Origin of the sequence: Salinisphaera japonica YTM-1, from assembly GCF_003788585.1 — a bacterium.
GTDB lineage: Bacteria > Pseudomonadota > Gammaproteobacteria > Nevskiales > Salinisphaeraceae > Salinisphaera > Salinisphaera japonica.
The window spans coordinates 12,188-37,537 of record NZ_AYKG01000015.1 but is presented as its reverse complement, the minus strand read 5'-3'; the positions used below and the strand labels follow the sequence as shown (position 1 = coordinate 37,537).

Here is a 25,350-nt window from a genome sequence, read left to right as displayed (position 1 = left end):
CGCCATGAGTCTCTGGCTATCAGGAATCGGGATCTCGCGCGGTGTCGCCATCGGACGGTGTCATCGCATGCACGGCACGGATCTGGATATTCCGGAATACCGGATCGAGGCCAGCGATGTCGACACCGAGATCGCTCGCTTCAAACAGGCCGCACGCGACGGGCGCGAGCAGTTGGCGGCCGTGCGCGAACAGATACCGGCCAACGCGCCCTCGGAAATCGGCGCCTTCATCGAGACCCATCTTTTGATGATGGACGATGCGGCCCTGATCGATACCGTGGCCGCCCGGATCACCAACGATCTGTGCAACGCCGAATGGGCACTCAAGCTCCAGTCCGAAGAGCTGATCGATGTCTTCGATCAGATGGACGACAGCTACCTGCGCACCCGGCGCGACGATATCGCGCATGTGACCGCGCGCCTGCAGCGGGTGCTGCTCAACCAGGAGCAGCCCGTACGCCCGGCCGACCCAGACACGGATACACCGCCGCCGATCGTGGTCGCCGACGAGCTGGCCCCGGCCGATATCATCCTGTTGCACCAGCAGGGCATTGCCGGTTTCGTGACCGAGCACGGCGGGCCGCTGTCGCATACCGCGATTCTGGCGCGCAGCCTGCGTATCCCGGCACTCGTGGGCGTACGCGGCGTGCGGCGTATTCTGGCCGATGACGAAACGCTGATCATCGACGGCGAGGCCGGGCATCTGCTGGCCACCCCGGACGAGGGCGCGCTGGCGTTCTTCCGGCATCGCCAGGCCGCCAATGCACGCTATCAACGCATGCTGGCGGTTCTGAAAGACGAGCCGGCAGTCTCGGCCGACGGCGTACACGTGACCATGCTGGCCAACGTCGAGCTGCCCACCGATACCGAAGAAGCCGGCCAGGTCGGCGCTGAAGGCGTCGGCCTGTATCGCACCGAGTTTCTGTTCATGAATCGCGAGGAGTCCCCCAGCGAGGAAGAACAACTCGAGGCTTATCGACAGGTTCTGGCCGCCGTCGACGGGCCGATCACGATCCGTACCCTGGATGCCGGCGCCGACAAGCAGCTGGGCCGTACCAGCAAGATCGCGACCAACCCCGCGCTCGGCCTGCGCGCGATTCGTCTGTGCCTGAAGGAAACCGGCCTGTTTCGGACCCAGCTACGGGCCCTGCTGCGGGCTTCGGCCGAAGGCCCCATGCGCATCATGCTGCCCATGATTTCCACCGTGGGTGAAATGCGCCAGGCCCGTCATCTCATCGACGAAGTCGGCAAGGAGTTGAAGCGCGAGAACATCCCCTTCGACGAGAATCTGGCCGTGGGGGCGATGATCGAAGTGCCGGCCGCCGCACTGGCCGCACCCACGCTGGCACGCTACTGCGATTTCTTCTCGCTGGGCACCAACGATCTGATCCAGTACACCCTGGCCATCGACCGGATCGACGACGAGATCAACTATCTCTATGACCCGCTCCACCCGGCCGTGCTTACGCTGATCCGCATGACCATCGAGGCCGGCAAGGCCGCCGGTATCAGTGTTTCGATGTGCGGTGAGATGGCCTCGGACAAACGCTATACCGCGCTCCTGCTCGGCCTGGGGCTGACCGAGTTCTCGATGCACCCGGCCAGCGTGCTCGAGGTCAAACGCGCCGTGATGGGGGCCGATGTCGCCCGCCTGCGCCAGCGTGCCAGCGAGATCCTTGCGCTGACCGATGTCGCGGCCTATCGCGAAGCACTCGACGCCCTGGGCCGCGAGATCGCGGCCTGAGTTCAGCCGGTCTGGCGTAGGCTATGCCTCGTGGCCGCGTCTGATCGCGGCGCCACCCCTGCCAGGCAAGCTGCCGGGCCGCAGGGCAACGTGGCATGTTGATCGTATGACGATACGGTAATCCACCCGGGGCCAGCCCCGGCCAGCGAGAGCGCGCATGACCGATCAAAAAGCACTTGAAGAGCGATTGGAAAAGCTCGATTCGGCTGTCGCCTCGGGCCGCATGCGTCGCCTGAAACCGATGCTGGCCTCGATGCATCCGGCCGAAACCGCGCTGCTGCTGGAATCGATCCCGCGCGACAAGCGCGAGGTGGTCTGGAACCTCGTGCCCGAGGCCGACCACGGCGAGACACTGCTCCACGTCAACGACGAAGTCCGCGCCGAGCTGATCGACGCGCTCGAGCACGATACGCTGCTGGCCGCCACCGAAGGCCTGGCCATCGATGACCTGGCCGATCTGATCGAGGATCTGCCCGAACAGGTCACCCGCGAAATGCTGCGGGCGATGGATATCGAGAACCGGGAACGCCTCAAAGTCGTCCTGTCGTATGACCCGGCCTCGGCCGGCGGTCTGATGAACAACGACACAGTCACGGTCCGCCCCGACGTGTCGCTGGATGTCGTCTCGCGTTATCTCAAGCAGCGCGCCAGCCTGCCCGAAGACACCGAGGCATTGTTCGTGGTCAGCCGCTACGGCCGCTATCTGGGCATGTTGCCCTTGTCCAAGCTGGTCACGCTGGATCCCGAGCGTGACGTATCCGAGATCATGGATACCGATATCGATGCCCTGGCCGTGGACATGCCGGCCTCTCAGGTGGCCAAGCGATTTCAGGATCTTGACCTGATCTCGGCCCCCGTGGTCAACGCCGACGGTATTTTGCTGGGCCGCATCACCATCGATGACGTCGTGGACGTGATTCGCGACGAGGCCGAGCACAGCATCATGAGTCTGGCCGGCCTGGATGAAGAAGAAGACGTTTTCGCCCCGATTACGCGTAGCGCCCGGCGCCGCGCGGTCTGGCTGGGTGCCAATCTGGCCACCGCGTTTCTGGCCTCTCAGGTCGTGGGGCTGTTCTCCGAGGCCCTGTCGCAGGTCGTCGCCCTGGCCGTGCTGATGCCGATCGTGGCCAGCATGGGCGGCATCGGCGGTTCACAGACGCTGACCCTGATGATCCGTGGCCTGTCGCTGGGCCAGATCGGCTTTGCCAACGCCCGTGCGCTGCTGGCCAAGGAACTGGCCGTGGCCCTGATCAACGGCATCCTGTGGGGCGTCGTGGTTGGCGGCATCGCCCTCGTCTGGTTCGGCAACTTCACCCTCGGCCTGATCATGGCCGCCGCGCTGGTGCTCAACCAGCTCAACGCCGCGATCACGGGCGTGGCGGTGCCGCTGGCCATGAAAAAGATGGGCATCGATCCGGCCCTGGCCGGCTCCGTGGTGCTCACAACCTTCACCGACGTCGTCGGCTTCGGGACCTTTCTGGGTCTGGGCACCCTGTTCCTCATGCACTGATTGGCCTGGCGCGAGCGAAGTTCTGAAAACAATCCGCCGATGCGCGCCGATAAGCGCCGATGGCGGATTTTGTCATGAGACATTGCCGGTTTTTCCGCGCCGCTGTCTTTTGGGGCTTCGTTCTTTAAGAACTATCCGCAGATTTCACAGATTGCGCAGATTGTGGCGGTCGATCACGAGATGTTTCGAGAGCGTGGCGCCATCGCTTTTCGGGGCGCTGTCCTTGACTTAACTTAATCCGCAGATGGCCGCCGATGTGCATTGGGTGGTCCTCCGCGATCACGACGGCTTTCGCTCGGGCTTGGCGATGCCGGCAATCCATCAAAATAAAACAATCCGCTTCTTGATTATCCATCAAGTTCAGGCCAACGCTTGAAACCTGGGCATTGGCGTTTGACCTGTCTTCTACTGCCTTATTCGTGCTTATCTGCGTTCATCGGCGCCCATCTGCGGATTGCCTTAAAGAACGAAGCCGAGACGACGAAATGGCGCCTCCAAAGCATTCGAAGCCGTGGCAATCGTCCGCCAAATCTGCGCAATCCGTGAAATCTGTGGATCGTTTCCAAAGAATCAGTCTCACAAAACCAGAAAACGCCTAGCCGGCGACGGTCATGCGCTCGATACGTACGCTGGGGGTGGCCAGTGCCGCGGTGCGATCGACGTCGTTACCCAGTGTGATACCGCGATACATATCCGCCAGGTTGCCGGCGATGGTGGCGTTTTCAACTGGATAGGCCAGTTGGCCGTTTTCGACCCACCAGCCGGCGGCTCCACGCGAGTAGTCACCGTTGACGAGGTTGACGCCCTGGCCCATGAGTTCGGTCACGACCAGACCCGTGCCCATATTGGCCACGAGTGCCTCAAAAGAGTCCGCGCCGGGTGCAATATCGATATTGAACACGCCGCCGGCATTGCCGGTCGGCGGCAGGCCCAGCCGACGCGCGGAATAAGCTGAAAGCACATAGCCGCGCAAAATGCCGTCAGCGACCAGCGTGCGATCACGCGTGGCCACACCGTCGCCGTCGAAGCCGGCACTGGCCAGGCCATGACGTCGGTGCGGGTGCTGGGTGATTGTCAGCGCGGGATTGGCAATCTGGGTATCAATCGCGTCCTTGAGAAAACTGGCGTCGCGATAGAGCGGCCCGCCCGAGATCGCCCCCAGCAGATGGCCCCACAAGCCCCGTGCCACGCGCGGCGTGAACACCACGCTATAGCTGCCGGTGGTGGCTGAGCGCGCGCCCAGCCGGTCGATGGCGCGTTGGCTGGCCAAACGCCCGATGGCGGCACTGGCCTCGAGATCCTGTGCCCGGCGTGCCTGGGAAAACGCGATCTCGCGCTGCATGCCGCCATCGGCATCACGGGCGATCGCGCTGCACGACAGCACGTGCCGGCTGGCCTGTTCGATCCCGATGAAACCGTGGCTGTTGGCATAGGCCGAGATTGCGTCCTGGGTGGCCACGGTCGCGCCCTCGGTCTGGGTGATCCGCTCGTCGTAACCCAGCGCGGCCTGCTCGATCTCGCCGGCCATCGCCTCTGCCTCGGCCGCTGTGATCGGCCAGGGGTTGTAGAGGCCCATATCCGGCGGCTCACCGGCCATGAGATCGGCATCGGCCAGCCCGGCATAGGGATCGGCCTCGGTGAAGCGGGCGATCGTGAAAGCCGATTCCAGCGCTTGGGTCAGGCCGGCGCTGGAGAGATCCGTGGTGGAGGCCGAGCCGCTGGCCTGGCCTTTGCTTTGGCCATCGCCCGTCGCCCGATAGACCGTGATCGAGGCCGTGCGATCGCCCTCGAAGTCCAGTGCCTCACGCCTGCCGTCGCGCACCGAGACCGACAGGGCGCGCGAGGCGCTCAGGCTGGCTTCGGCGGCATCCGCCCCCAGGCGTTTGGCTTGCGCGAGCATGTCGCAGATCGAGGCCTCGAGCGTGTCGCGCTCGGGCAGATCACGCCAGGCCGCGGTCAGTTCGGTATCGGTGGCCATACGCAGGCGGCTCGTTCGGGAAAGCAGGCCAAAATAACGGGGTGGGGCCTGCGGCGCAATCCGGGCCGGTGCCGGTTATGATGCGGCCATGCAACCTCCAGCCGATATCGCTCGCGACCGTCGTGGTTACTTTCGACCGCGCTCGATCATCGGCCTGGTGCTCGCGGCCTTTGCCATCGTGGCCCTGCCCTTGATCGTGGCGATCGGCACGGGGCTGTTTTATGTCGATAGCCTGTATCAACAAAGCGAGCGCCTGGTGATTCAGGGCGTGACCGTGACGCGCCAGTCGCGTCACCTGGCTTCGCTGGTCGTGGATATGGAACGCAGCGCGCGTCAGTATCGCGTGCTGGGCGATCCGGCCCTGATCGATCGCTTCGCCGGCCAGGCCGAGGCCGTGACCGCAACCCTGAACGATCTCGCAGACCTTGATATTACCGGCCTGCCGGATCGTCGCCTGGCCACGCTGGCCCGGCGCACCCGGGCCATGACGTCACATCTGCGTGCCGATCCGGCCGATGTCGGCCGGGTCATCGCCGATCTGGATACCAGTCGCACGGTCATCGAGAATCTCGCGGCACACGGGCGGCGTTTCGTGCGCGAGCGTCTGACCGCGCTGCGTGCGACCGCGGCCACCGCGCGCCATGTGATGCTCGTCTGTCTGTTTGCGCTCGTGCCGATCGTGATCGCCCTGGCTGTGTTTCTGGGCTTTCTCATTGCCCGGCCGATGCGCGAAATCGTGGCCGCAATCCGCACCCTGGGCGAAGGCGATATGCGTTCGCCGATCGAGATCGGGGCGCCGGTGGCCGAATTCGATCGCATCGGTGAGCGTCTGGACTGGATGCGCGCCCGCCTGGTCGATCAGGAAGCCCAGAAGCAACAGTTTCTACGACATATGTCGCACGAGCTGAAAACACCGCTGGCCTCGATACGCGAAGGCTCGGCGCTTCTGGTGGATGGTTCGCTGGGCCACTTGAGCACGCCTCAGACCGAGGTTGCCCGCCTGGTGGATGCCAATACTCAGGAACTGACCAGCCTGATCGATAACCTGTTGAACTTCGCCAGCTGGCAGGATGCCCAGGTTCGTCTGGATATCGCCGAGTGTGATGTCTCGGGCTTGATCGAGGCCCAGGTCAGGCGGCATCGTCTTGTCCAGCAGGCACGCGGCCTGACCGTCCACACACCGGCCGAAAGCATCATTTTCGCACTCGATATCGACCGAATGCAGTTGATTGTCGACAATCTGTTGACCAACGCGTTGAAATACGCGCCCGATAACAGCGATATTCGTATTACGCTGAGTCGCGACGACAACGGCCTGGATTTCCATGTGATCGACCAAGGCGCCGGCGTGCCCGAAGCCGATCGGCGCCGCATCTTCCAGGCGTTCGAACGCGGTGAACGCCCCGCGGCCGGTCGAGCCCATGTCACCGGGACCGGCATCGGCCTGTCCGTGGTTCGCGAGTGTGCCGAGGCACATGGCGGGTATGCCGAGGTCGCAGCTCACTCTGTTCATTCAAGTGTCTTTCATGTCCATATCCCGCATCCGACAAATCGCGCTGGTTAATCTCGTGGCTTTCATCGCCGCGCTGACGGCTGTCGGCTGTGCCCATCGGCCGTCGACCGGTTCGTCGGCCCCGGATCGCGTGGCCAGCCCTCGTGTTTCACCGGTGGTGGGCCTGCTGGAGTACAGCGATATGCTGGATCGGGCCAATCCCGAAGTCAGACAAAAAGCCGTGCATCAGATGCGCCGCGGGGTACGCGCTCATCCCACGGCGGCCAACTATGCGCGGCTGTCGATCGCGCTGGGGATGCCGCGTCAGCGGCTGTATACCCCCGACGAAGCCGCGCGCTATGCGCGCAAGGCACTGGCCACGACACCCAACGACTGGGACCGGATCAGCCGTCGGTTTCTGATCGATCAGGCACGCCACATGGATCGCATCAGCAGCAAAGCGGCGCGCCATAACAACGTAACGCCAGCGCCCGCACGCGACCGCGCACGAATCGCCGACCTCGAGCAGGAATTGGCCGCGGCCCGGGCCAAGATATCCGCGCTTTCGAATATTGAGCGCCAGATCGAACGCGACCGGGGCGGACAATGACGTCAAGCCCGCGCACCGGTCATATCCTGCTCGTCGACGATGATCCGAGCCTGCGCCGGCTTCTGACACTTCGCCTGGAAAGCGTGGGCCATACGGTCACCGACGTGGACAATGCACAGGCCGCGCTGGTCGTCGCCAACGAGCAACCCGTTGAATGCGTGATCACCGATCTGCGCATGGCCGGTATCGACGGCATGGGCCTGCTGACACGCCTGTGTGCCGAGCACGCCGATCTACCGGTGATTCTCATCACCGCGCACGGCACGATTCCCGAAGCCGTGGCGGCCACCCAGTCCGGCGCACTCGATTTTCTGACCAAACCCATCGACAAGACCGAGCTGCTTGCGCGCGTGGATCAGGCGCTGGCCCAGGGCGGCACCACGCGCGGCGGCTGGCGACGGGTATGGCAGAAACGCCTGATCACCCGCTCGCCGCTCATGGCCGAGCGCCTGGAAGAGGCCCGGCTCGTGGCGGCCACCCAGTCCAGCGTGTTGATCACCGGCGACTCTGGCACCGGCAAGGAAGTCATGGCGCGCGTGATTCACGAGGCCAGCCCGCGAGCCGACGGGCCGTTCGTGGCCATCAACTGTGGCGCGCTGGCCGAGTCGCTGCTGGAATCCGAGCTTTTCGGGCATGAAAAAGGCGCATTCACCGACGCCAAGACCGACAAGCCCGGCCTGCTACGCACCGCGCGTGGCGGCACGATCCTGCTCGACGAAATCGGCGATATGCCGCTGTCGTTACAGGTCAAACTGCTGCGCGTGCTGCAAGAACGCGAGGTGCAGCCCGTCGGGGCCAGCCAGACGGTTCCCATCGACGTGCGCGTGCTGTCGGCCACCCATCGCCAGCTCGATACCGCGATCGCCGAGGGCCGTTTTCGCCAGGATCTGTACTACCGCCTGGCGGTCGTCACGCTGGCGCTGCCTCCGCTGGCCCAGCGCCCGGAAGATATCGCCCCGCTGGCACGGCATTTTCTCGAGCGTTTCAGCGCGGTCGATGGCAGCCGGGCCAAGGTGTATTCACCCAACGCCATGGAGCGCCTTGTGGCTTATGGCTGGCCCGGCAATATTCGCCAGCTGTCCAACCTGGTCGAACACAATATCGCGCTCTCGCGCGGGCCGGTGATCAATCGACAGACCGTGGACAAGGCGCTGGCACAATACGGCGATGCACACGCCGAAGCCACGCTGGTACGCCCACTGGCCGAGGCGCGTGACGAGTTCGTGCGCGATTATCTGATCCACCTGTTGCGTTTGACCCAGGGCAACGTCTCGCGCGCCGCACGTCTGGCCGAGCGCAACCGCACCGAGTTCTACAAACTGTTGTCGAAACACGGCGTGGACGCCGGCCGCTACAAGCCGGATGCCGGCTCGCTGTAGCCGATCAACGACAGTATCTGCGACGACACGGCCCATATGTCGCCTATCGACGACAGTCACTGTCTTCCTCTAATCAAGGCTTTGGCCGAATTCGGCCATGATGTGTCGCCGTCAGGCAACGTTTCGTCGCCCACACGCCGCACTCAGCGTATCCGTGACCACGATGTTTGATCGATTGCTTTTCAAGCCACTGATTAATAACTGTTTTTAAGTTGGCACGCGGCTTGCTTAGGTATAGATCAACACCAACAGAAACGCGGGTGCGATCGCGTTTTAGACCGTGACACAACACCGTTCAAGGCCGAGCCGCAACGGCGTGCTCGGTCCCGGTTTCGCCTGGTCGGGCCATGAACCCTCGGTCCCCCCTCGTGCCTCGGCAACGTGGCCCGATCAAGGCGAATTAAGAAGCGATCTTCGAGATCGCCAGATGTTTCGTTGATCGTGCCGGCGTCTCCCGGTCCCCCCTCGTGCCTCGGCGTCGTCGGCTCGGCTCAACGGATCTGAAATATAAAAGCTGTTGAAACAGCTCTTTTACTGTCGCTGAATCAGCGATCCAAGGCCGCGCAAGCGGCCTTTTTTTTGGTTGTTCGCAGATCGCCGGGATTCGACAATGACAGTCCGCAAATAGACGCAAATAAAGACCACAGGCCATAGCGGTTACGGTCTATTCATGCGGATCAAGTGGGCGATGAAGGCCCATGAAAGACGTCTTTCGGAATAACTCCCTTTCAGCGCGCACGCGTTCGGGCTGCCCGAGTCGCTTCGATGCCACATCGCACGTTATTTGCGCTCATTTGCGTTCTTTGCGGACGATTCGCTTGCGCGGCGTGGCGTCCCGCTAATCTGCGATGATCCGTTTTTGTGTCTATAAAGCCTGCTCTAGGCGTGCGATGAGGCGCTCGTGAATACCGCCAAACCCGCCGTTGCTCATGATCACGATCGTATCCCCGGCCTGTACGACCGCCGCGATATCGTCGATGAGGGTTTCGATATCGGTGGCACTGGCCACGCCCGTCTTGTGCTCGGCAAAGACGGTTTCCGGCGACCAGTCCAGCCCGTCGGCATAGACAAACACGCGATCAGCACTGGCAAAGCTGGCCGCCAGGGTGGCGGCGTGTACCCCGGCACGCATGGTGTTCGAACGCGGCTCAAACACCGCGACAAGCCGGCCGGCGGTGGCACCGGCCAGCCCGTCGAGCGTGGCCGCGATGGCCGTCGGGTGGTGGGCGAAATCGTCAAACACCGCGATACCGCCCGGTGTCCCTCGCAGCTCCAGGCGTCGCTTGACACCGCGAAAGACCGACAGCGCGGCCAAGCCCTCGCCGGGCGCCACGCCTACCGCATCCAGAGCAGCCAGCGCGGCACAGGCGTTGGCGATGTTATGGGCCCCGCGCTGTCGCCACTCAAGCTCGCCAAGCGTTTGTGCCCCGCGTACCAGTGTCCAGTGCTGGCCATCGGCACTCGCCTGCTGGCTGTGCCAGCCGGAGGCGCTGTTGAACTCGGTGACCGGTGTCCAACATCCCTGGGCCAATACGTCGGCCAGTGCCGGCTCGGCGCCGTTAACCACCAGCTGCCCGGCCGCGGGCACCGTACGAATCAAGTGATGAACCTGGCGCTGAATGGCGGCCAGATCATCAAAGATATCGGCGTGATCGAACTCGAGATTGTTCAACACCAGCATGCGCGGCCGGTAATGGACGAACTTCGAGCGCTTGTCGAAAAACGCGGTGTCGTACTCGTCGGCCTCGACAACGAAGACTTCGTCGGCATCGCCGAGCGCGGCGGACACACCCAGATCCTGGGCGATGCCGCCGATCAGAAACCCGGGGCGGCGCCCGGAATGGGTCAGCGCGTGGGCGATCATGCTCGTGGTCGTGGTCTTGCCGTGGGTGCCGGCCACGGCGATCACATGACGCCCGGCCAGCACGTTCTCGGCCAGCCATTGCGGGCCCGAGACATAGGCCAGGCCGGCATCGAGAACATATTCCACGCAGGCGTTGCCACGGCTCATGGCGTTGCCGATGATCACCTGATCCGGGTGCGGGCAAAGATCGGCCGGATCATAACCCTGGCAGACCGCGATACCGGCCTCGGCCAGCTGTGTGCTCATCGGCGGATAGACATTGGCATCCGAGCCGGTCACGCGATGGCCGGCCGCGCGGGCCAGCATGGCCACACCGGCCATGAACGTGCCGCCGATGCCCAGAATATGAACGTGCATCAGCACTCCTTGGAAACACGACGACAGCCTGTCGCCGACAATTCAGGTCGTTTTGGTGCCCGCCGGCAGCCGGGCGCTACCCGCCTACCCCAGAACCGAAAACACCACGAGCACGAGCGCTTCGAAGCCGATGGTCACACCGATCGCCAGGGCGATCGATACATCCAGGGCATGACGATAGATATGGCTGTAGACCGCCAGGCCCCAGATGCCGATGATCACGTAGGCCAATGCGGCAAGCGGCGAGTTGAGGGTGATATCACTGGCGCGCTGAGCCTGGGCAATACTTTCCAGATACGGCAACAAGGCCCAGGTCGCCGGCAGCATGGCCAGCGTGAGCAAGCTGCCCGTGCCGAACAGCGCCGTACCGGTCTGGTGAAGCCGGTTCGACAGTTTACGAATACGCAGCACCGCCGCGGCATACAGGCCGAGCAGGATCGTCGCCAGGATCGCCTGGACGAATGCAGCCGTCGGCGCCCCCAGCAAGCCGATCTGGGCGAATTGAGCGATACAATAAGCGACGGCCGTCGCGATCAGCGTCGACTGGTTGCCCGGCAGGTCCTGTGGACCGCAGCGGAAAAGCACCAGATCGATGAGTCGGCGGACAATTCCTATGTTCAAGGCGCGTCCTATGCAGTCCAAGCGCGAGTTGGCGAACCCGATGATACCCGAGCCACCGGCCCAAGCGACAACGATAACCACCACAGCTGAGCTTGTACGCTTCATTGATGCCGTGGCGCATCGGGCGTGGGTCGCGATCGACACCGAGTTCCTGCGGGAAAAAACCTATTACCCGAAGCTCTGCCTGGTCCAGATTGCCGACGCCGACATATCGGGCGTCATCGACGTGCTGGCGATCGATGACTTATCCGCGCTCGTGGCACTGCTGGTCGATGCCGAGACGATCAAGGTCTTTCATTCGGCCGAGCAGGATCTGGAAGTCCTGTTGCATACCTTCGGCGTCATGCCCGCGCCCTTGTTCGATACCCAGCTGGCCGCCCCGCTCGTCGGCCTGGATGATCAGATGGGCTATGCCCGCATGATCGCGGCACTGCTGGATGTCTCGTTGTCCAAGGCCCATACCCGCACCGACTGGAGTCGGCGTCCGCTGCCCGCCGGCGCCATCGATTACGCCGCGGACGACGTGCGGTATCTGGCCGTGGCCTATCCGCGGCTGGTCGCGGCTCTGAACGCACGTGATCGCCTGGGCTGGGTGATGGACGACACGGCCCGCATGACTGACCCCGCCCGCTTTGCCCCCGCGCCGGAAACCGCCTGGCGACGCGTGAAAGGCTGGTTCCATCTGCCCGCAGGCGCCCAGCAAATACTGGCCGAGCTTGCCGCCTGGCGTGAGCGGGTGGCGATCGAGGCTGACCGGCCGCGGCGATGGATCGTCAGCGATACGGCCCTGATGACGCTGGCCGAACAGGGCCCGGCTGATGACATGGCCCTGGCCGACACCGTCGAGCTGTCTGACAAGATGCTGGCCCGCCACGCCGATGAGCTGCTGGCCGCCATCAAGCGCGGCAAGGCCGCCCCGGCCACCGTGCTGGATCCGGATGCCGGCCCGCCCGATGGCCCCACCAAGCGCGCCATCAAGCACGGCATGCAGGCCCTGGAGCAGGCCGCAAAGACGGCCGAGCTGCCCGCGGCCACGCTTGGCAGCCGCGCCGAGATCGCGCGTCTTGTCGCCGGCCGGCGCGATACGCGCCTGCTGACCGGCTGGCGAGAGGAAATCGCCGGGCGCGATGTGCTCGCCGCCATCCAGGCCCATCAGGCGGCCAACTAGCCCCACAAAAAAGCCCGGTCGCGCGAACGCGTACCGGGCCCTTGGCCTGTTTATGAGTCGACGCTAGACGTCTTCGAGCGCAGCCTCGATACGCGCAAAGATCTCATCGACCTCGCCCATGCCGTGCACTTCCTTGAGCAGGCCCTGCTTGCGATAGTGCTCGGCAAGTGGCGCGGTCTGCTCAGAAAACACCGACAGACGATTACGGATCGTGTCCTCGTTGTCGTCCGAGCGCCCGCGGGCCATCAGCCGGCCCACGATCTCTTCGTTGTCGACCTGCAGATGCACCACGGCCTGGAGCGGGCGATCCAGCTCGGCAAGCAGCTCATCGAGTGCCTCGGCCTGAGCGGCAGTCCGCGGAAAGCCATCCAGAATGAAACCGTTCTCGGTATCGGCCTGGGTCAGGCGCTCGCGCATCATGCCCACCACGATATCGTCGGAGACGAGCTCGCCGGCATCCATGGCCGCCTTGGCCTTCTGGCCCAGCTCGGTCTGTTCGGCCACCGCGTTTCGCAGCAGATCACCGGTCGAAACCTGAGGCACGCCGTAGCGCTCCACGAGCTTGGCACTCTGTGTTCCCTTGCCCGAGCCGGGCGCGCCCAGCAGCACGATTTTCAGCATGTCATCTCCGCCAAAAGACCTTGGTATAAAACATTTTTGCGGTCATCTGCGCACGAGCGTTCCTGCCCGTCACCGACCGACCCAGCAACTTAGCGGTGCGCCTGCGGCAAGTCAATTGTCGGCGCCAGAAGCGCTCGCGTATGCTCTGGCCCCTGATCGATGCATCACCGGCTGGCCCGCCCGTCGCCGGACCGCAAAAGTACAACCACTCGGCAAGGGGAAAACTCGATGACGAAGAAGAACGCGTTCTATGCCCAAAGCGGTGGCGTGACCGCCGTAATCAACGCATCGGCCGCCGGCGTCATCGAGGCCGCACGACAACACCACGACACCATCGGCACGGTCTATGCCGGGCGCGACGGCATCGTGGGCGCGCTGACCGAGGACCTGATCGATACCTCGGCCGAAACCGACGAGACCATCGCGGCCCTGCGCCATACCCCGGCGGGCGCCTTTGGCTCGGCCCGCTACAAGCTCAAGAGCCTGGAAGAGAACCGGGCCCAGTACGAGCGGCTGATCGAGGTCTTCAAGGCCCACAACATCGGTTATTTCTTCTACAACGGCGGCGGCGACTCGGCCGATACCTGCGAAAAGATCAGCCATCTGTCCGACGAGATGGGCTATCCGATCCAGGCCATCCATATCCCCAAGACCATGGACAACGACCTGCCGCACACCGACTGTTCGCCGGGCTTTGGCAGCGTGGCCAAGTACACGGCCGTGTCGATCCGTGAGGCCGGCTTTGATCTACACAGCATGTGCAAGACCTCGACCAAAGTCTTCATTCTCGAAGTGATGGGCCGGCACGCCGGCTGGACGGCCGCGGCCGGCGGCCTGGCCGCCGAGGTCGAGGGCGATGCCCCGCATATCCTGCTGTTCCCGGAAATCGAGTTCGACCGGGCCAAGTTTCTGGCCAAGGTCGATGCCACGGTCAAGGCCCACGGTTTCTGTACGATCGTGGCCTCGGAGGGCGTCGAGGTGGCCAACGATCGTGACGACCGCGATATCGATGCCTTCGGCCATGTTCAGCTCGGCGGTGTCGCGCCCACGCTGGCCGAGCTGATCAAGAAAGAGCTAGGCTACAAATACCACTATGCGATCGCCGACTATCTGATGCGCGCGGCCCGGCATATCGCCTCGGCCACCGACGTCGAGCAGGCCTATGCCGTGGGTCGGGCCGCGGTCGAATACGCCGTGGCCGGCAAATCCGGCGTGATGGTCACCATCGATCGCCAAAACGACGCCCCCTATGAGTGGACGATCGGCGAGGCCCCGCTTTCGGAAGTGGCCAACGTCGAGAAGTTCATGCCGCGTAACTTCATCAGCGACGACGGCTTTCATATCACCGACGCCGCGCGACGCTATCTCAAGCCGTTGATCGCCGGAGAAAGCTACCCGCCCTATGTTGACGGGCTGCCGGACTATGCGCGGCTCACACTGGCGCCGGTTGCGAAAAAACTCGGCACCTCTTTCGAGGTTTGAGACACTCAACACCCGTTTTCACATTCATGCACAAAAGGACAGCTCATGGGCTATGAAGCACTGACCCCGGGCGATAAGGCGCCCGAGGAAATCACCGTCATCATCGAGATCGTCGAAGGCGCATCCTCGGTCAAGTACGAGGTCGACAAGGACAGCAACTGTCTGATGGTCGATCGTTTCATGAACGTCGCCATGCACTACCCGGCCAACTACGGCTTCGTACCCAAGACCCTGTACGACGACGGCGACCCGGTCGACGTGCTGGTGCTCACCCCCGAGCCGATCGTACCCGGCTCGGTGATCGAATGCCGCCCCGTGGCCGTGCTGGGCACCGAAGACGAATCCGGCCTGGATGCCAAGATCCTGGCCGTGCCGAAAGACAAGGTCGCCACGGACTATTACAAGGACGTGCGGGATCTAGACGACGTGGACGAGCGCTTGAAGAACAAGATCGCCCACTTCTTCGAGCACTACAAAGACCACGAGAAAGGCAAGTGGTCCAAGATTTCCGGTTGGGAAGGCGCCGAGAAAGCCAAGGCCGAAATCCAGAAATCGATCGACGCTTATAACAACGCCTGATCGAAGCCGGTATCGCGCTTCAAAGCCTTCGATGCTGTATGCATCGGAGGCTTTTTTGATTTTAGGCTTTGTTCTTTCAAGACTATCCGCAGATTACACAGATTGCGCCGATGTGGGCTTGGCGTGGCTTGTAGATCACGGCTGCGGGCGCTGGGGGGGGCGGGCGCGTATTCGTTTGTTAGCCGGTGACGAATGGCCAAAAAAAGAGCCACCTTATTGGGTGGCGGCTCCTGTCATCGGTCATCCCGCGTCGCTAGAACTCATAGCTTACGCGACCGAATACGGTGCGCCCCAGGGGATCGGAATACGACGCGTTGTAGCCCCGAAATCCGACCGAGGGCTGGTTGGAAAACACTGGATCCTGGTCAAAGATATTTCGCGAGCCCAGCAACAGCTCGATGCCGCTGTCAAAGCGATAGCCGGTGGACACGTCAAAAGTCGTGTAATCGTTGACCTCGGGGTTGAGCGTCGGGTCAAAATCATCGTAGCCGGAAAAGAAATTATTCGTAACGTTAGCGAACACAGGCCCGCGTACCCACGATAGACGAATCAAATGTTTCCAGTCGGGCACCACCTGGTCAGTGGCAACGGCATAACGCCCTTCGGCCGATATATATTCGCCGTCGGGAATGCTCTGGAACTCGTACTTGTTGGTCAACGTGCCGTTAAATTGCAGTGCAAAACTACCGAAGGACTTTGTCGGCAGAACGTAATCGAACGTGAAATCTACCCCGTTGGTATAGGTGCTGCCCAAATTGAAGTTCGGCGTACGAATCAAATCGATCGCATCGGTATCCGGGTTGCGCACGATGTTGTCGGCAAACTGGCCGGCATTGTCCAACACATACGAGGGCGAAAGCGCAGATACCTGGTCCTTGATCTGTATCCACCAGAAGCTGACGCCGATATCCATGCGTTCGATCGGCGTGGCCACGAGGCCCAGTGTCCAGCTTTTCGAAGTTTGCGGGTCGAGATCCGCATTGCCGCCGTTCTGACGATTGAACTGGAAGTTACAGCTATTGGCCGGTGCGCCGCCCAGCGGGTTGCCTTGCTCGTCACAGTAACGCGGATCGTTGAGTACGGTCGTGAACGTGGTAGAGGCCGGGTCATAGAGATCGCTAAGCGTGGGCGCTGCAAACCCTTCGGCGTAGGAGCCGCGTAGAACGAGCTGCTCGAACGGCTGATAGCGCAATGTGACCTTGGGGTTCACGGTGTCCCCAACGTCGTCATAGTTATCGTAACGAAACGAGCCGGTGACCTCGAGCGAATCGATGAGTGGCACGTTCAGCTCGCTGTAGAGACTGCCGATATCACGTGTTTCCGACACCGGATCGGCCGGCGACAGCCCGCCGCCGGAACCGGCGACCTGGGTCAGCAAGCCGCCGTTGCGGCTAACCTCGAACAGCTGATGACGATACTGACTGCCCAGCGCCATCGCGACCTGGCCGCCACCGAACCAATCCCCGAGTTCGCGCGAGAGTTGGCCATCCCAGACATATTCACGAAAGCGGTTATCGGTCACCGTACCTGTGGACTGCGTATCCCCAATGGCGCTGCGTTCGGCTTGTGTCAGATCGTCAAAGCGTGTGAACGGGTTGACCGTGCCGTTGTTGAACAAGGCGCCGAGCTGGCCGGGATTGAAATACCCGCCGGCATAGGCGATTTCGGTATCGCCCTGGTTGAAGGTGAAGGCCGTATTGTAATCAACGCGCTCGAAACGGCCATCGAATGTCAGCACGGCATGATGATAGCGATTTTCGTTCTCCGTGACTCGCGGTCCCAGCCCGGCGTTTCGGTAGTACAAGGGCACCTCGTTATCCGGGTCGAACATGTCGGCATCAGGCACCGCCGGACCCTGGGCGTTCCCCGGAAAAAACGGTGACTGTGGCGACAAGCCCACGGTGTTGGAGGTCAGCCCTGGCGCGCCGATATCCGTGCTGTCGTTGGCCGAGTACAGATACGACAACGAAACCTCGTGGTTGTCCGCGATCTTGTAAGTACCATCGGTATACAACGAGAACTGGTCACTGGGCGTGACGATATTGCCGTATTGTTGATAATTGAACCGGCAGTTGTCGCCTGACGCACTCAACAAGCGGCCGCCACAGTCCGGGGCGGCCGGGTTATACAGATTCTGTCCCACCCGATAACTTGCCGGAATCGGAAAGCTGGACGTGGCATCAATGCCACGGCGCAGGTCCCGGTCGACGACGAAATCCTGACCCCGGGCACTCACGGCATCCTGTCGGCGATAATTGAATGTGGCCAGGATGTTGTAGCGATCCTCTTCCAGATCACCCTTGCCCCAGGTGCCACTCAGAAAACGCTGATTGCCGCCGCCATCTTCAGGACGGATACCGTACTGCAGCGCCACATCGCCGCCTTGCAGATTCTTCTTTGTGATGAAGTTGATCACACCGGCGACCGCATCAGAACCATAAAGCGCCGAAGCACCGTCTCGAAGCACCTCGACGCGCTCGATCGCCGCGAAAGGGATCTGGTTGATATCGACCGCCGCGCCGCCGTTGAACGGCTCGAGCGGCAGACGCTTGCCGTTGAGCAATACGAGCGTGAAATCCGAGGGTAAGCTGCGCAGTGATGCAAACCGTGCCCCGCCCAGAATAGCTGTACCCGTTGCCGCCCCGGCCCCGGTCGACGTACTGAGTGCCGGAATCTGGGCCAGTGCCTGCTCGGTGGACGTAATGCCCTGCTGAACGAGCTGTTCCTTGGAGTAGCGGCTTACCGGCAACGCGGTCGCCGATGTCGTGCCGGCCAGTGCACTACCGGTGACCGCAATATCACTGAGTTGGCGCGTGGTGGTGCCCGACACGGGCGCAGCGGCAGCAGCAGGCGCGGCAGCAGCAGGCGCGGCAGCAGCAGGCGCGGCGGCGGCTGCCGGTGCTGCCGGTGTCGCAGGCGCTGCCGGCGCAGGTTCGGCAGGCGCCGGTGCGGCTGGATCCGTGTCTTCCGATGCCGCATTCGTTTGCGCTATGTAGCGCATATCGCCCTGGAGCTCTTCCGGCTGGGCCCAGGCGCCGGAGAATGGCGCCAAGACCGATACTAAGGTGAGGCCTAGTGAACTGGCCGAAGCATACCGTCGTTTACGGCGCGAAAGCGCTGCAACGGCGGCCCCGTTGGTTTCTACCGTCATGCGAAATTCCCCTGTACTGACGTTTGCGACACCGATCAACTTCGGCGTCCCCCACGACAAGCGATAGTCGCTGGCTTGTCGTAATCAAGCAAAAGCACAGGGCGTGCCAGTTTTTAATAAAACTGTTTATTAAACAAAAAAACAAAATTATTTATCTAGAAAAACATCTAGCACGACCGAACGGTATTTTTTCCGTTCCTGTAAATACATTCATTAATGAATGGCTATAACGATGACGATGCCGTCGAATCAAAAGAATTTTTTGGTCCAATCAGACGCTACGGGCCAAGACCGGCATGATGTGACTCCAAGCAACTAGAGGCCCTATGGCCGCTCTGGCTGTTGTCCGGGGCGCCGTCAACGAGACATCTTTCACCGTGACGACACACCTCAAAGCCGAGCAGCCGGTGCGAAGCCAATGCACCGCCACGGCACCCGGCCATTCACTGCGGGCTGGAGAGCACCGCGATCTTCTGTATTCCGTTGGCCTGTAACGCGGCCATGACTTTCCCGACCTTACCGTAGGGAACGCCTTCATCAGCCTGCAGCTGCGCGGCTACTTTCGGATTCTGTTGATGTGCTGCTGCCAGCTTCTGCTTGAGCGTGTCCAGATCCATCGCCTTGTCATCAAGGAAATACTGCCCGGATTTATCAACCGCGATAACGAGCGGTTCCTTGGTATCCGGCGGCGCCACGGCATCGGTTTTGGGCAAATTAACGTGTACCGACGTGGTCACAGCCGACGCCGTCACGATAAACATGACCAACAGCACGAGCATTACGTCCACGAGCGGGGTTACGTTCATTTCGCTCAGGACTTCGTCGTCTTCTCCACCACCACCTGACATGGCCATAGTCAATTCTCCGAGTCGTTGGAATCGATCAAACGCGATCGAGATTCAGGCCGTTGCATGGGTTTTTTGACCGACAGTCGCGTTGGCTTTCGGCGTCTCACGTCGCGAGCCCAGCGTTGCCCCCTCGATACGAAAGCCGCCTTGCTGACACAAGGCATAGAAATCCGAGGCGAAATCATTCATTGAGTGCGTGCCGACCTTGAGTCGACGCACCAGAAAGTTATAAATAAGAACGGCCGGCACCGCCACGGCAATACCCAGCCCCGTGGCGATCAATGCATGTCCGACCGGCCCAGCGACCGCTTCGAGGCCTGTCGCCCCGCTTTCACCGATATTGACCAACGCTTCCATGATGCCCCAGACCGTGCCGAACAAGCCGATGAAGGGCGCTGTACTGCCGAAGCTGGCCAGAATAGCCAAACCGCCTTCCAGCGAGCGCCGCTCGCGCTCAATCTGTTGTTTGAGGGTGCGCTCGAGCCGCTCCCCCTTGTCGATCTGGTGGGCAAGATCCCGATTGCCGGGCGCGATATCCCGGCCGGTGATTACCGCAAAGCCGGCTTTGGCGATTTCGGCCATTGGCCCACTGGCGGTGTCGCTCACCGACTCGCCTTGCTCAAGGCTGTCTGCGGCCCAGAAATTACGGCGGAAACGACCGTCGAGCGCACGCGCGCGGCCATATTGGATCAACTTGATGACCAGCAGCGCCCAGGTCACCACCGACAACAGGATCAGGCACCACAGAACACCGGGTACCACGAAGGATGAAATAGACGTACTCAACATGATGGCGTGCTCCTGGAACGCTTAAAAAAAAATGCGCGTGGCGATATCAATTCGGCGGCGTGAAACTGATGTTTTGCAGGGCATAACCGGCAATCGGCTGATCGCCGCGATGAGCCGGCTCAAAGTGCCATTTGCGAACCGTTTCGACCGCGGCCTGGTCCAGCTCGGAATAGCCGCTGGACGACACGACGGTCACGGTCTTGGCGCTACCGTCCGGACTGACCAGAATCTTGAGCTGGACCGTGCCGCCGTGCCCACGACGCAACGCACGAGACGGATATGTCGGATGCGGGTTTCCGGCCACGCCGCCGGGCCCGAATGACTTCGCCGGCGTGACTTTTTCTGGGGCCGGTGCCGGAGCGGGTTCCGGCGCCGGCTCTGGCTCCGGTGCCGGCTTGGGCGCTGGTTCGGGTTTCGGTTCCGGTTTCGGTTCGGGTTTCGGTTCGGGTTCAGGCTTTGGCTTTGGTTCCGGTTTGGGTTTGGGTTTGGGTTTGGGCTCCGGCTCCGGTTCGGGTTCCGGCTCGGGTTTCTTTTCTTCCGGCGGCTTGACCGCATGCTTGTCCACGACCGGCGCCTTTGGCTTCGGCGGTGTCGGCTGGCTCAGAGTTACCTGTACCGGCGGCGGGCTGGCGATCTTCAGCGGTTCGGGCTGTTCTATCGGCGCTTTCTGGTACAGCGTCCACAGCCCGAAATGAATCAGGCCCGACAGCAAAATGACGCCGCCGATCTCGAGCGTGCCCAGGCCGCGCCGACGAGCCCGGGGCGGCCGCGAGTCGTTGATCTCGAAATCCTCGGTCATACGTGTAGGGCTGCTTCGAAATAGAAAACCACGACCCGGCTGTCAGCCGTGCCGGCCAGCGACAGGGTTGAAGCAAACAACGTGCCATGCCGCCCCGAAGCTGGAGCACGACACCTGGCGCGCCGAGATGGCATATCTCGTGCAGATAGAGCAGCTGGTTGGCCGCGCCGACCAAACCCGCAAACATGGATATTGGATATATCGACTGCTTTGGTACGGGCCCAGCGTTTGCCCCATCGCCACGCGCGCCCGGCGGCGGTCTTCTCAAAGGACATACCGACTATGAAACCTTTCGACAACCGCCAGCGGTGTGTGCAGCCCCGCGCGCTGCTTATATGTCTGGCCGCTCTGGGCAGTACGACGGGGCTTGCCCAGGCTGCGGATACGCCGGAGCCGGGCGACGTTGAGACGACCGAAAAAACCCAAGCCAAGCAACAGACACCACCGGCTACCGAATCCGCCTTCACCGCCGATAATCCGTTCGCTCAACCGAGCGGACTGGCCTTCCAGGCCCCGGCATTCGACACGATCGACGATGCTGATTTCATGCCGGCGATCGACGAAGGCATGCGCCGCCAGGCCCGGCAAATCACTGCGATAGCGCAGAACGAGGCGGCCCCAACGTTCGAGAACACGATCGTTGCACTTGAAAAGAGCGGCCGACTTCTCGAGCGAACCACGAACGTTTTTCATGCCCTGACCGGCGCCGACACCAACGACGCCCTGCAGCACGTTGAACAGGTCGAGGCGCCGCGCCTTGCCGCCCATCAGGATGGGATCTATCTGAACTCGGCCCTGTTCAAACGTGTGGCCCGGCTCTACGAGCAGCGCGACTCACTCGACCTGTCCGCCGAGGCACAGCGTTTACTACGCCATTACTACAAGACGTTCGTGCACCGCGGCGCCAAACTCTCCGACGCTGACCAGGCCCAGCTGCGCGAGATCAACAAGCAGCTGTCCAGCCTAGCCACCGAATTTACGCAGAAGCTGTTGGCCGCAAACAAGGCGCAAGCACCGATCTTCAAACACGCCAAGGCTTTGGAAGGGCTTTCTGAAAGCGATATCGCCGCAGCCAAGCGCTCAGCGGCCGACAACGACCAAGAGGATGCGTATCGCCTGGCACTACAGAACACCACGCAGCAGCCACCGCTGGCAGATCTTAAAAACCGCGAAACCCGCAAGACGCTGTTCCAGGCTTCCTGGACACGAACCGCCCAGGGCGGTGACGAAGACACCCGCGATGTGATCGAAACCATGGCCGGATTGCGCGCTGACAAGGCGGCACTGCTGGGCTATGACACCTACGCCGATTACAAACTCTATGACCAGATGGCTCGAACGCCGCAGACTGCCCTGGGTTTCATGCACCGCTTGGCTAAACCGGCGGTCGAGCGCGCCAACGCTGAGGCCGCTGATCTTCAGGCCGAGATCGAAGCTGATGACAAGTCGTTCAAGCTTGAGCCCTGGGATTGGAACTACTACGCCGAAAAGCTCCGCAAGAAGCGCTACGATCTCGATCAGGCCGCCGTCAAACCGTATTTCGCACTGGATAACGTCCTACAAAAAGGCGTTTTCTATGCCGCACATCAGCTTTACGGCCTGACATTCAAAGAACGAAAAGACCTGCCGGTCTATCAACCCGATGTTCGTGTCTTCACGGTATACGACGCCGACGGCAGCGAACTCGGCCTGTTCTACGCCGACTATTTCAAGCGCGAGAACAAACGCGGCGGCGCATGGATGTCCAGCCTTGTCGGCCAGAGCACACTCTTCGGCACAAAACCGGTGATCTACAACGTCTGCAACTTCGCCAAACCGGCGCCGGGTGAGCCTGCGCTGCTGGGCTATGACGATGTGATCACGATGTTCCATGAATTCGGCCATGCCCTGCACGGTTTTTTCGCCAATACGACCTACCCCACACTATCCGGGACCGCGACGCCCCGGGATTTCGTCGAATTCCCGTCACAGTTCAATGAGCACTGGGCAATGGCGCCCCAAGTCTTCGACCACTACGCGCTGCACTACAAGACCGGCGCGCCCATGCCCGAGACGCTCAAGACCAAGCTGAAAGCCGCACGCGATTTCAATCAGGGCTATCGCATGACCGAGCTGATCAGCGCGGCCCTGCTCGACATGGCCTGGCACACCATCTCTGCCGGCGCGGCCAACAAAGATACGGCCATCTTTCAGAAACGGGCGCTCAAGAGCGCGAATATCTATCTACCGCACAAGGTACCGCCGCGCTATAGCTCCAGTTATTTCCAGCACATCTGGGGCAACGGCTATGCTGCGGGTTACTACGCCTATCTCTGGACCCAGATGCTGGCCGACAACGGCTTTGAATGGTTCAAGGCCCACGGCGGACTGACCCGAGATAATGGGGATCGGTTTCGTCGAATGATCCTGTCAATCGGCAACACCCGAGATCTGCATGATGCTTATCTCGCATGGCTGGGCCACGACCCTACCGTGGGCCCAATGCTTGAATATCGCGGCCTGGCCGACGAACAACCGTTTGATGATCGGCACGAAGAAAACCGGGCGGCACCCCACAACAACGCCGACGACACGACAACGACGGCCGGCACCGCCTCGACAAAAGACGATGCAACGCCGAAGCCGTGACCCGTCGGTTGCGACTTTGTCAGACGCGGCTTTCGATCAGTCCAGGCCCTGATGAATGCGCGTGAGGCGTCGCATCCAGGGCAGGACTGCCAGGGCAAGTACGGTACAAATCACCGCGGCACAGCCGAGATTGAAAAACAGTCGGGTATAGATCGGCAGCGTCTGTAGCGGGTTCGTGATGCCTTCGGGCACGCTGGCGAAATTGGCGACGATACCGCCCAGATACTGCGAGCAGCCCGAGGAGACGAAATAAGCGCCCATCATGAAGCCGCCCATCCGGGCCGGCACATAACGCGCGATCATGGCCAATCCCAGACCGCTGACCAACAGCTCGCCCAGCGAGTAGAAACCATAGCCCCAGATCATGATCCAGGACGAGGTCTTGCCTTGGGTCGCGAATTGCGCGGCAAAGCCATAGATAAAAAAGCCAACGGCCACGACCGCGAACCCCAGCGCGAATTTCGCGGCGATCGGCAGATCCCGGCCCTGGCTACCGGCTCGGGCATAGATCGTGGCCAGAATCGGCGACAACACCATGATCCAGATCGGGTTGAGAGCCTGGAACTGTGCCGGCGACCATGTCCACAAATGAGTACCGAACAGCGTGAAATCCCAGTCCACGTTACGCAGCGCAAACAAGGCCAGCGAGCTGGACATCTGCTGATAGAAGATAAAGAAAAACACGGTCTGAACGATCAGCACGAGTGCGGCGATCAAACCGGCGCGCTCACGCCGATCCCCTTTGTTGATCAGAAACAAAAAGATCGCGAGCACGCTGAGCCCTGCAACAATCACGAACAGGCGGGCCAACCATTCGTATTGCAGGATCGCGGCCGACAGCCCGACCAGCGCCACCGCCCCGGCGACAACCGCGAAAAACCGGCCCCACTGGATCGGCCGGTAATCCGGCTCGGAGCCGATATGCCGCATGGATTGACGCATGAGGAAATAGTTGACCAGCCCGAACAACAGGCCGATACAACACACCGCAAACGCCGCGTGCCAGCCATACCCGTGGCCGTAGACCACGTTGACGTAATCCTTGACCCAGGGCGTGAACAGCTGGGAGACAGCCGCCCCGACATTGACCGCCATGTAATAGATCGTGAACGCGCTATCCAGCTTCGAATCATCGCCCTCGAAGATTTTGCGCACCAGATTACCGGCATTGGCCTTGAACAGGCCGTTGCCGACCACGATCACGCCCAGCGCTGAAAACAGCAGCCAGCTGTTCACCGTGGGCATGGTCATGCACGCATAGCCCAATGAAAGCACCGCCGCACCGAGCAACATCGTGCGCCGCGTGCCCAGTATCTTGTCGCCGATCCAGCCGCCGATCGCGGGCGAGACATAAATCAATGCTGCACAGGCCCCCCAGACCAAATTGGCTCGCCGATCATCAAAGCCCAACTGCTGGACCATGAAATAGACGATGAGCGCCTGCATGCCGTAATAGCCAAAGCGCTCCCAGAGTTCGATCAGGCAGACCGTCGAAAACGATCGACCTTTAGCTACAAGCGGTCCCGAAGTGGTTGTCATGCCCTGCCCCTGTCGTGCTCGGCCGCGTACGCGCGGGCCGAGCACGGCCAAGCAAGATCCACGCCGGATGATCGGCGAAGCCGCGGGTATGCATGGATGCCAGGGCGTGTCGTCATGAAATATGACGTCGCATCGCTCGCGCCGGGCGTGCCGAGCAAGGCGCGGGCCGCCGAGCGTGGCGTATCAGGTTA

18 protein-coding genes are annotated in these 25,350 nt (G+C 61.8%); 9 read left to right on the top strand and 9 right to left on the bottom strand.

Annotation, left to right across the window (positions count from 1 at the left end):
• Positions 1-4: 4 nt before the first annotated feature.
• Both ptsP and mgtE read left to right on the top strand, forming a co-directional pair.
• On the top strand, positions 5-1,744 hold the full coding sequence (ptsP, locus tag SAJA_RS06250) for a phosphoenolpyruvate--protein phosphotransferase (RefSeq protein WP_123657807.1): 1,740 nt from the start codon (positions 5-7) through the stop codon (positions 1,742-1,744).
• 157 nt (positions 1,745-1,901) lie between these two features.
• Positions 1,902-3,254 carry a magnesium transporter gene (gene mgtE / locus SAJA_RS06245; protein WP_123657806.1) on the top strand — a complete coding sequence of 451 codons (1,353 nt, stop codon included), beginning with the start codon at positions 1,902-1,904 and terminating at the stop codon, positions 3,252-3,254.
• A 595-nt stretch (positions 3,255-3,849) separates the two neighbouring features.
• Here the strand turns inward: mgtE and SAJA_RS06240 are convergent.
• A complete protein-coding gene (locus SAJA_RS06240; RefSeq protein ID WP_123657805.1) occupies positions 3,850-5,232 on the bottom strand; it encodes a metallopeptidase TldD-related protein in 1,383 nt (460 codons plus the stop codon).
• Positions 5,233-5,320: 88 nt separating this feature from the next.
• Here SAJA_RS06240 and SAJA_RS06235 point away from each other — a divergent pair, with 88 nt between their 5' ends.
• Genes SAJA_RS06235 through SAJA_RS06225 form a run of 3 tightly spaced genes read left to right on the top strand, consistent with a single transcriptional unit; the run spans position 5,321 to position 8,713 of the window.
• Positions 5,321-6,796, top strand: a complete 1,476-nt coding sequence (locus SAJA_RS06235) for a sensor histidine kinase (RefSeq protein WP_123657804.1) — start codon at positions 5,321-5,323, stop codon at positions 6,794-6,796.
• Positions 6,759-7,334, top strand: a complete 576-nt coding sequence (locus SAJA_RS06230) for a hypothetical protein (RefSeq protein ID WP_123657803.1) — start codon at positions 6,759-6,761, stop codon at positions 7,332-7,334. The genes SAJA_RS06235 and SAJA_RS06230 overlap by 38 nt, the downstream gene beginning before the upstream one ends.
• Positions 7,331-8,713 (top strand): sigma-54-dependent transcriptional regulator, encoded by a 1,383-nt coding sequence (locus SAJA_RS06225; protein ID WP_123657802.1) that lies wholly within the window; start codon positions 7,331-7,333, stop codon positions 8,711-8,713. The genes SAJA_RS06230 and SAJA_RS06225 overlap by 4 nt, the downstream gene beginning before the upstream one ends.
• Before the next feature lie 865 nt (positions 8,714-9,578).
• Here the strand turns inward: SAJA_RS06225 and mpl are convergent.
• Both mpl and SAJA_RS06215 read right to left on the bottom strand, forming a co-directional pair.
• Positions 9,579-10,934 carry a UDP-N-acetylmuramate:L-alanyl-gamma-D-glutamyl-meso-diaminopimelate ligase gene (gene mpl / locus SAJA_RS06220; RefSeq protein WP_123657801.1) on the bottom strand — a complete coding sequence of 452 codons (1,356 nt, stop codon included), beginning with the start codon at positions 10,932-10,934 and terminating at the stop codon, positions 9,579-9,581.
• An 84-nt stretch (positions 10,935-11,018) separates the two neighbouring features.
• On the bottom strand, positions 11,019-11,555 hold the full coding sequence (locus SAJA_RS06215; protein ID WP_123657800.1) for a hypothetical protein: 537 nt from the start codon (positions 11,553-11,555) through the stop codon (positions 11,019-11,021).
• A 10-nt stretch (positions 11,556-11,565) separates the two neighbouring features.
• Between SAJA_RS06215 and rnd the strand changes: the two genes are divergently transcribed.
• Positions 11,566-12,723 carry a ribonuclease D gene (rnd, locus tag SAJA_RS06210; protein ID WP_184999775.1) on the top strand — a complete coding sequence of 386 codons (1,158 nt, stop codon included), beginning with the start codon at positions 11,566-11,568 and terminating at the stop codon, positions 12,721-12,723.
• Positions 12,724-12,786: 63 nt separating this feature from the next.
• Here the strand turns inward: rnd and SAJA_RS06205 are convergent, their stop codons facing one another.
• Positions 12,787-13,344, bottom strand: coding sequence for an adenylate kinase (locus SAJA_RS06205; RefSeq protein ID WP_184999774.1), 558 nt, complete (start codon positions 13,342-13,344; stop codon positions 12,787-12,789).
• A 228-nt stretch (positions 13,345-13,572) separates the two neighbouring features.
• On the opposite strand from SAJA_RS06205, the gene SAJA_RS06200 reads away from it, so the two are divergent.
• Together SAJA_RS06200 and ppa are read left to right on the top strand one after the other, a co-directional pair.
• On the top strand, positions 13,573-14,826 hold the full coding sequence (locus SAJA_RS06200; RefSeq protein ID WP_123657798.1) for a 6-phosphofructokinase: 1,254 nt from the start codon (positions 13,573-13,575) through the stop codon (positions 14,824-14,826).
• Between the two features lie 45 nt (positions 14,827-14,871).
• A complete protein-coding gene (ppa, locus tag SAJA_RS06195) occupies positions 14,872-15,405 on the top strand; it encodes an inorganic diphosphatase (RefSeq protein ID WP_123657797.1) in 534 nt (177 codons plus the stop codon).
• 253 nt (positions 15,406-15,658) lie between these two features.
• On the opposite strand, the gene SAJA_RS06190 is transcribed toward ppa, so the two are convergent.
• The 4 genes from SAJA_RS06190 to SAJA_RS06170 form a co-directional block, all read right to left on the bottom strand.
• On the bottom strand, positions 15,659-18,235 hold the full coding sequence (locus SAJA_RS06190; RefSeq protein WP_123657796.1) for a TonB-dependent receptor: 2,577 nt from the start codon (positions 18,233-18,235) through the stop codon (positions 15,659-15,661).
• Positions 18,236-18,999: 764 nt separating this feature from the next.
• Positions 19,000-19,410 carry an ExbD/TolR family protein gene (locus SAJA_RS06180; RefSeq protein WP_221180147.1) on the bottom strand — a complete coding sequence of 137 codons (411 nt, stop codon included), beginning with the start codon at positions 19,408-19,410 and terminating at the stop codon, positions 19,000-19,002.
• 45 nt (positions 19,411-19,455) lie between these two features.
• Positions 19,456-20,193, bottom strand: a complete 738-nt coding sequence (locus SAJA_RS06175; protein WP_123657794.1) for a MotA/TolQ/ExbB proton channel family protein — start codon at positions 20,191-20,193, stop codon at positions 19,456-19,458.
• A 46-nt stretch (positions 20,194-20,239) separates the two neighbouring features.
• The gene (locus tag SAJA_RS06170; protein WP_221180146.1) at positions 20,240-20,905 is read right to left on the bottom strand and encodes an energy transducer TonB; all 666 of its coding nucleotides are present in this window, start codon (positions 20,903-20,905) and stop codon (positions 20,240-20,242) included.
• A gap of 369 nt (positions 20,906-21,274) precedes the next feature.
• On the opposite strand from SAJA_RS06170, the gene SAJA_RS06165 reads away from it, so the two are divergent.
• The gene (locus SAJA_RS06165; protein WP_123657792.1) at positions 21,275-23,620 is read left to right on the top strand and encodes a M3 family metallopeptidase; all 2,346 of its coding nucleotides are present in this window, start codon (positions 21,275-21,277) and stop codon (positions 23,618-23,620) included.
• 36 nt (positions 23,621-23,656) lie between these two features.
• Here the strand turns inward: SAJA_RS06165 and SAJA_RS06160 are convergent, their stop codons facing one another.
• Positions 23,657-25,159 carry a peptide MFS transporter gene (locus tag SAJA_RS06160; protein WP_123657791.1) on the bottom strand — a complete coding sequence of 501 codons (1,503 nt, stop codon included), beginning with the start codon at positions 25,157-25,159 and terminating at the stop codon, positions 23,657-23,659.
• Positions 25,160-25,350 lie beyond the last annotated feature (191 nt).

Excerpts from the sequence above, each read along its gene's own strand:
- SAJA_RS06225 (WP_123657802.1), top strand. The coding sequence starts at position 7,331 with ATGACGTCAAGCCCGCGCACCGGTCATATCCTGCTCGTCGACGATGAT.
- SAJA_RS06230 (WP_123657803.1), top strand. The coding sequence starts at position 6,759 with ATGTCCATATCCCGCATCCGACAAATCGCGCTGGTTAATCTCGTGGCT.
- SAJA_RS06180 (WP_221180147.1), bottom strand. The coding sequence starts at position 19,410 with ATGGCCATGTCAGGTGGTGGTGGAGAAGACGACGAAGTCCTGAGCGAA.
- SAJA_RS06200 (WP_123657798.1), top strand. The coding sequence starts at position 13,573 with ATGACGAAGAAGAACGCGTTCTATGCCCAAAGCGGTGGCGTGACCGCC.
- mpl (WP_123657801.1), bottom strand. The coding sequence starts at position 10,934 with ATGCACGTTCATATTCTGGGCATCGGCGGCACGTTCATGGCCGGTGTG.
- SAJA_RS06175 (WP_123657794.1), bottom strand. The coding sequence starts at position 20,193 with ATGTTGAGTACGTCTATTTCATCCTTCGTGGTACCCGGTGTTCTGTGG.
- ppa (WP_123657797.1), top strand. The coding sequence starts at position 14,872 with ATGGGCTATGAAGCACTGACCCCGGGCGATAAGGCGCCCGAGGAAATC.
- SAJA_RS06240 (WP_123657805.1), bottom strand. The coding sequence starts at position 5,232 with ATGGCCACCGATACCGAACTGACCGCGGCCTGGCGTGATCTGCCCGAG.
- SAJA_RS06160 (WP_123657791.1), bottom strand. The coding sequence starts at position 25,159 with ATGACAACCACTTCGGGACCGCTTGTAGCTAAAGGTCGATCGTTTTCG.
- SAJA_RS06235 (WP_123657804.1), top strand. The coding sequence starts at position 5,321 with ATGCAACCTCCAGCCGATATCGCTCGCGACCGTCGTGGTTACTTTCGA.
- SAJA_RS06205 (WP_184999774.1), bottom strand. The coding sequence starts at position 13,344 with ATGCTGAAAATCGTGCTGCTGGGCGCGCCCGGCTCGGGCAAGGGAACA.
- mgtE (WP_123657806.1), top strand. The coding sequence starts at position 1,902 with ATGACCGATCAAAAAGCACTTGAAGAGCGATTGGAAAAGCTCGATTCG.
- rnd (WP_184999775.1), top strand. The coding sequence starts at position 11,566 with ATGCAGTCCAAGCGCGAGTTGGCGAACCCGATGATACCCGAGCCACCG.
- ptsP (WP_123657807.1), top strand. The coding sequence starts at position 5 with ATGAGTCTCTGGCTATCAGGAATCGGGATCTCGCGCGGTGTCGCCATC.
- SAJA_RS06165 (WP_123657792.1), top strand. The coding sequence starts at position 21,275 with ATGAAACCTTTCGACAACCGCCAGCGGTGTGTGCAGCCCCGCGCGCTG.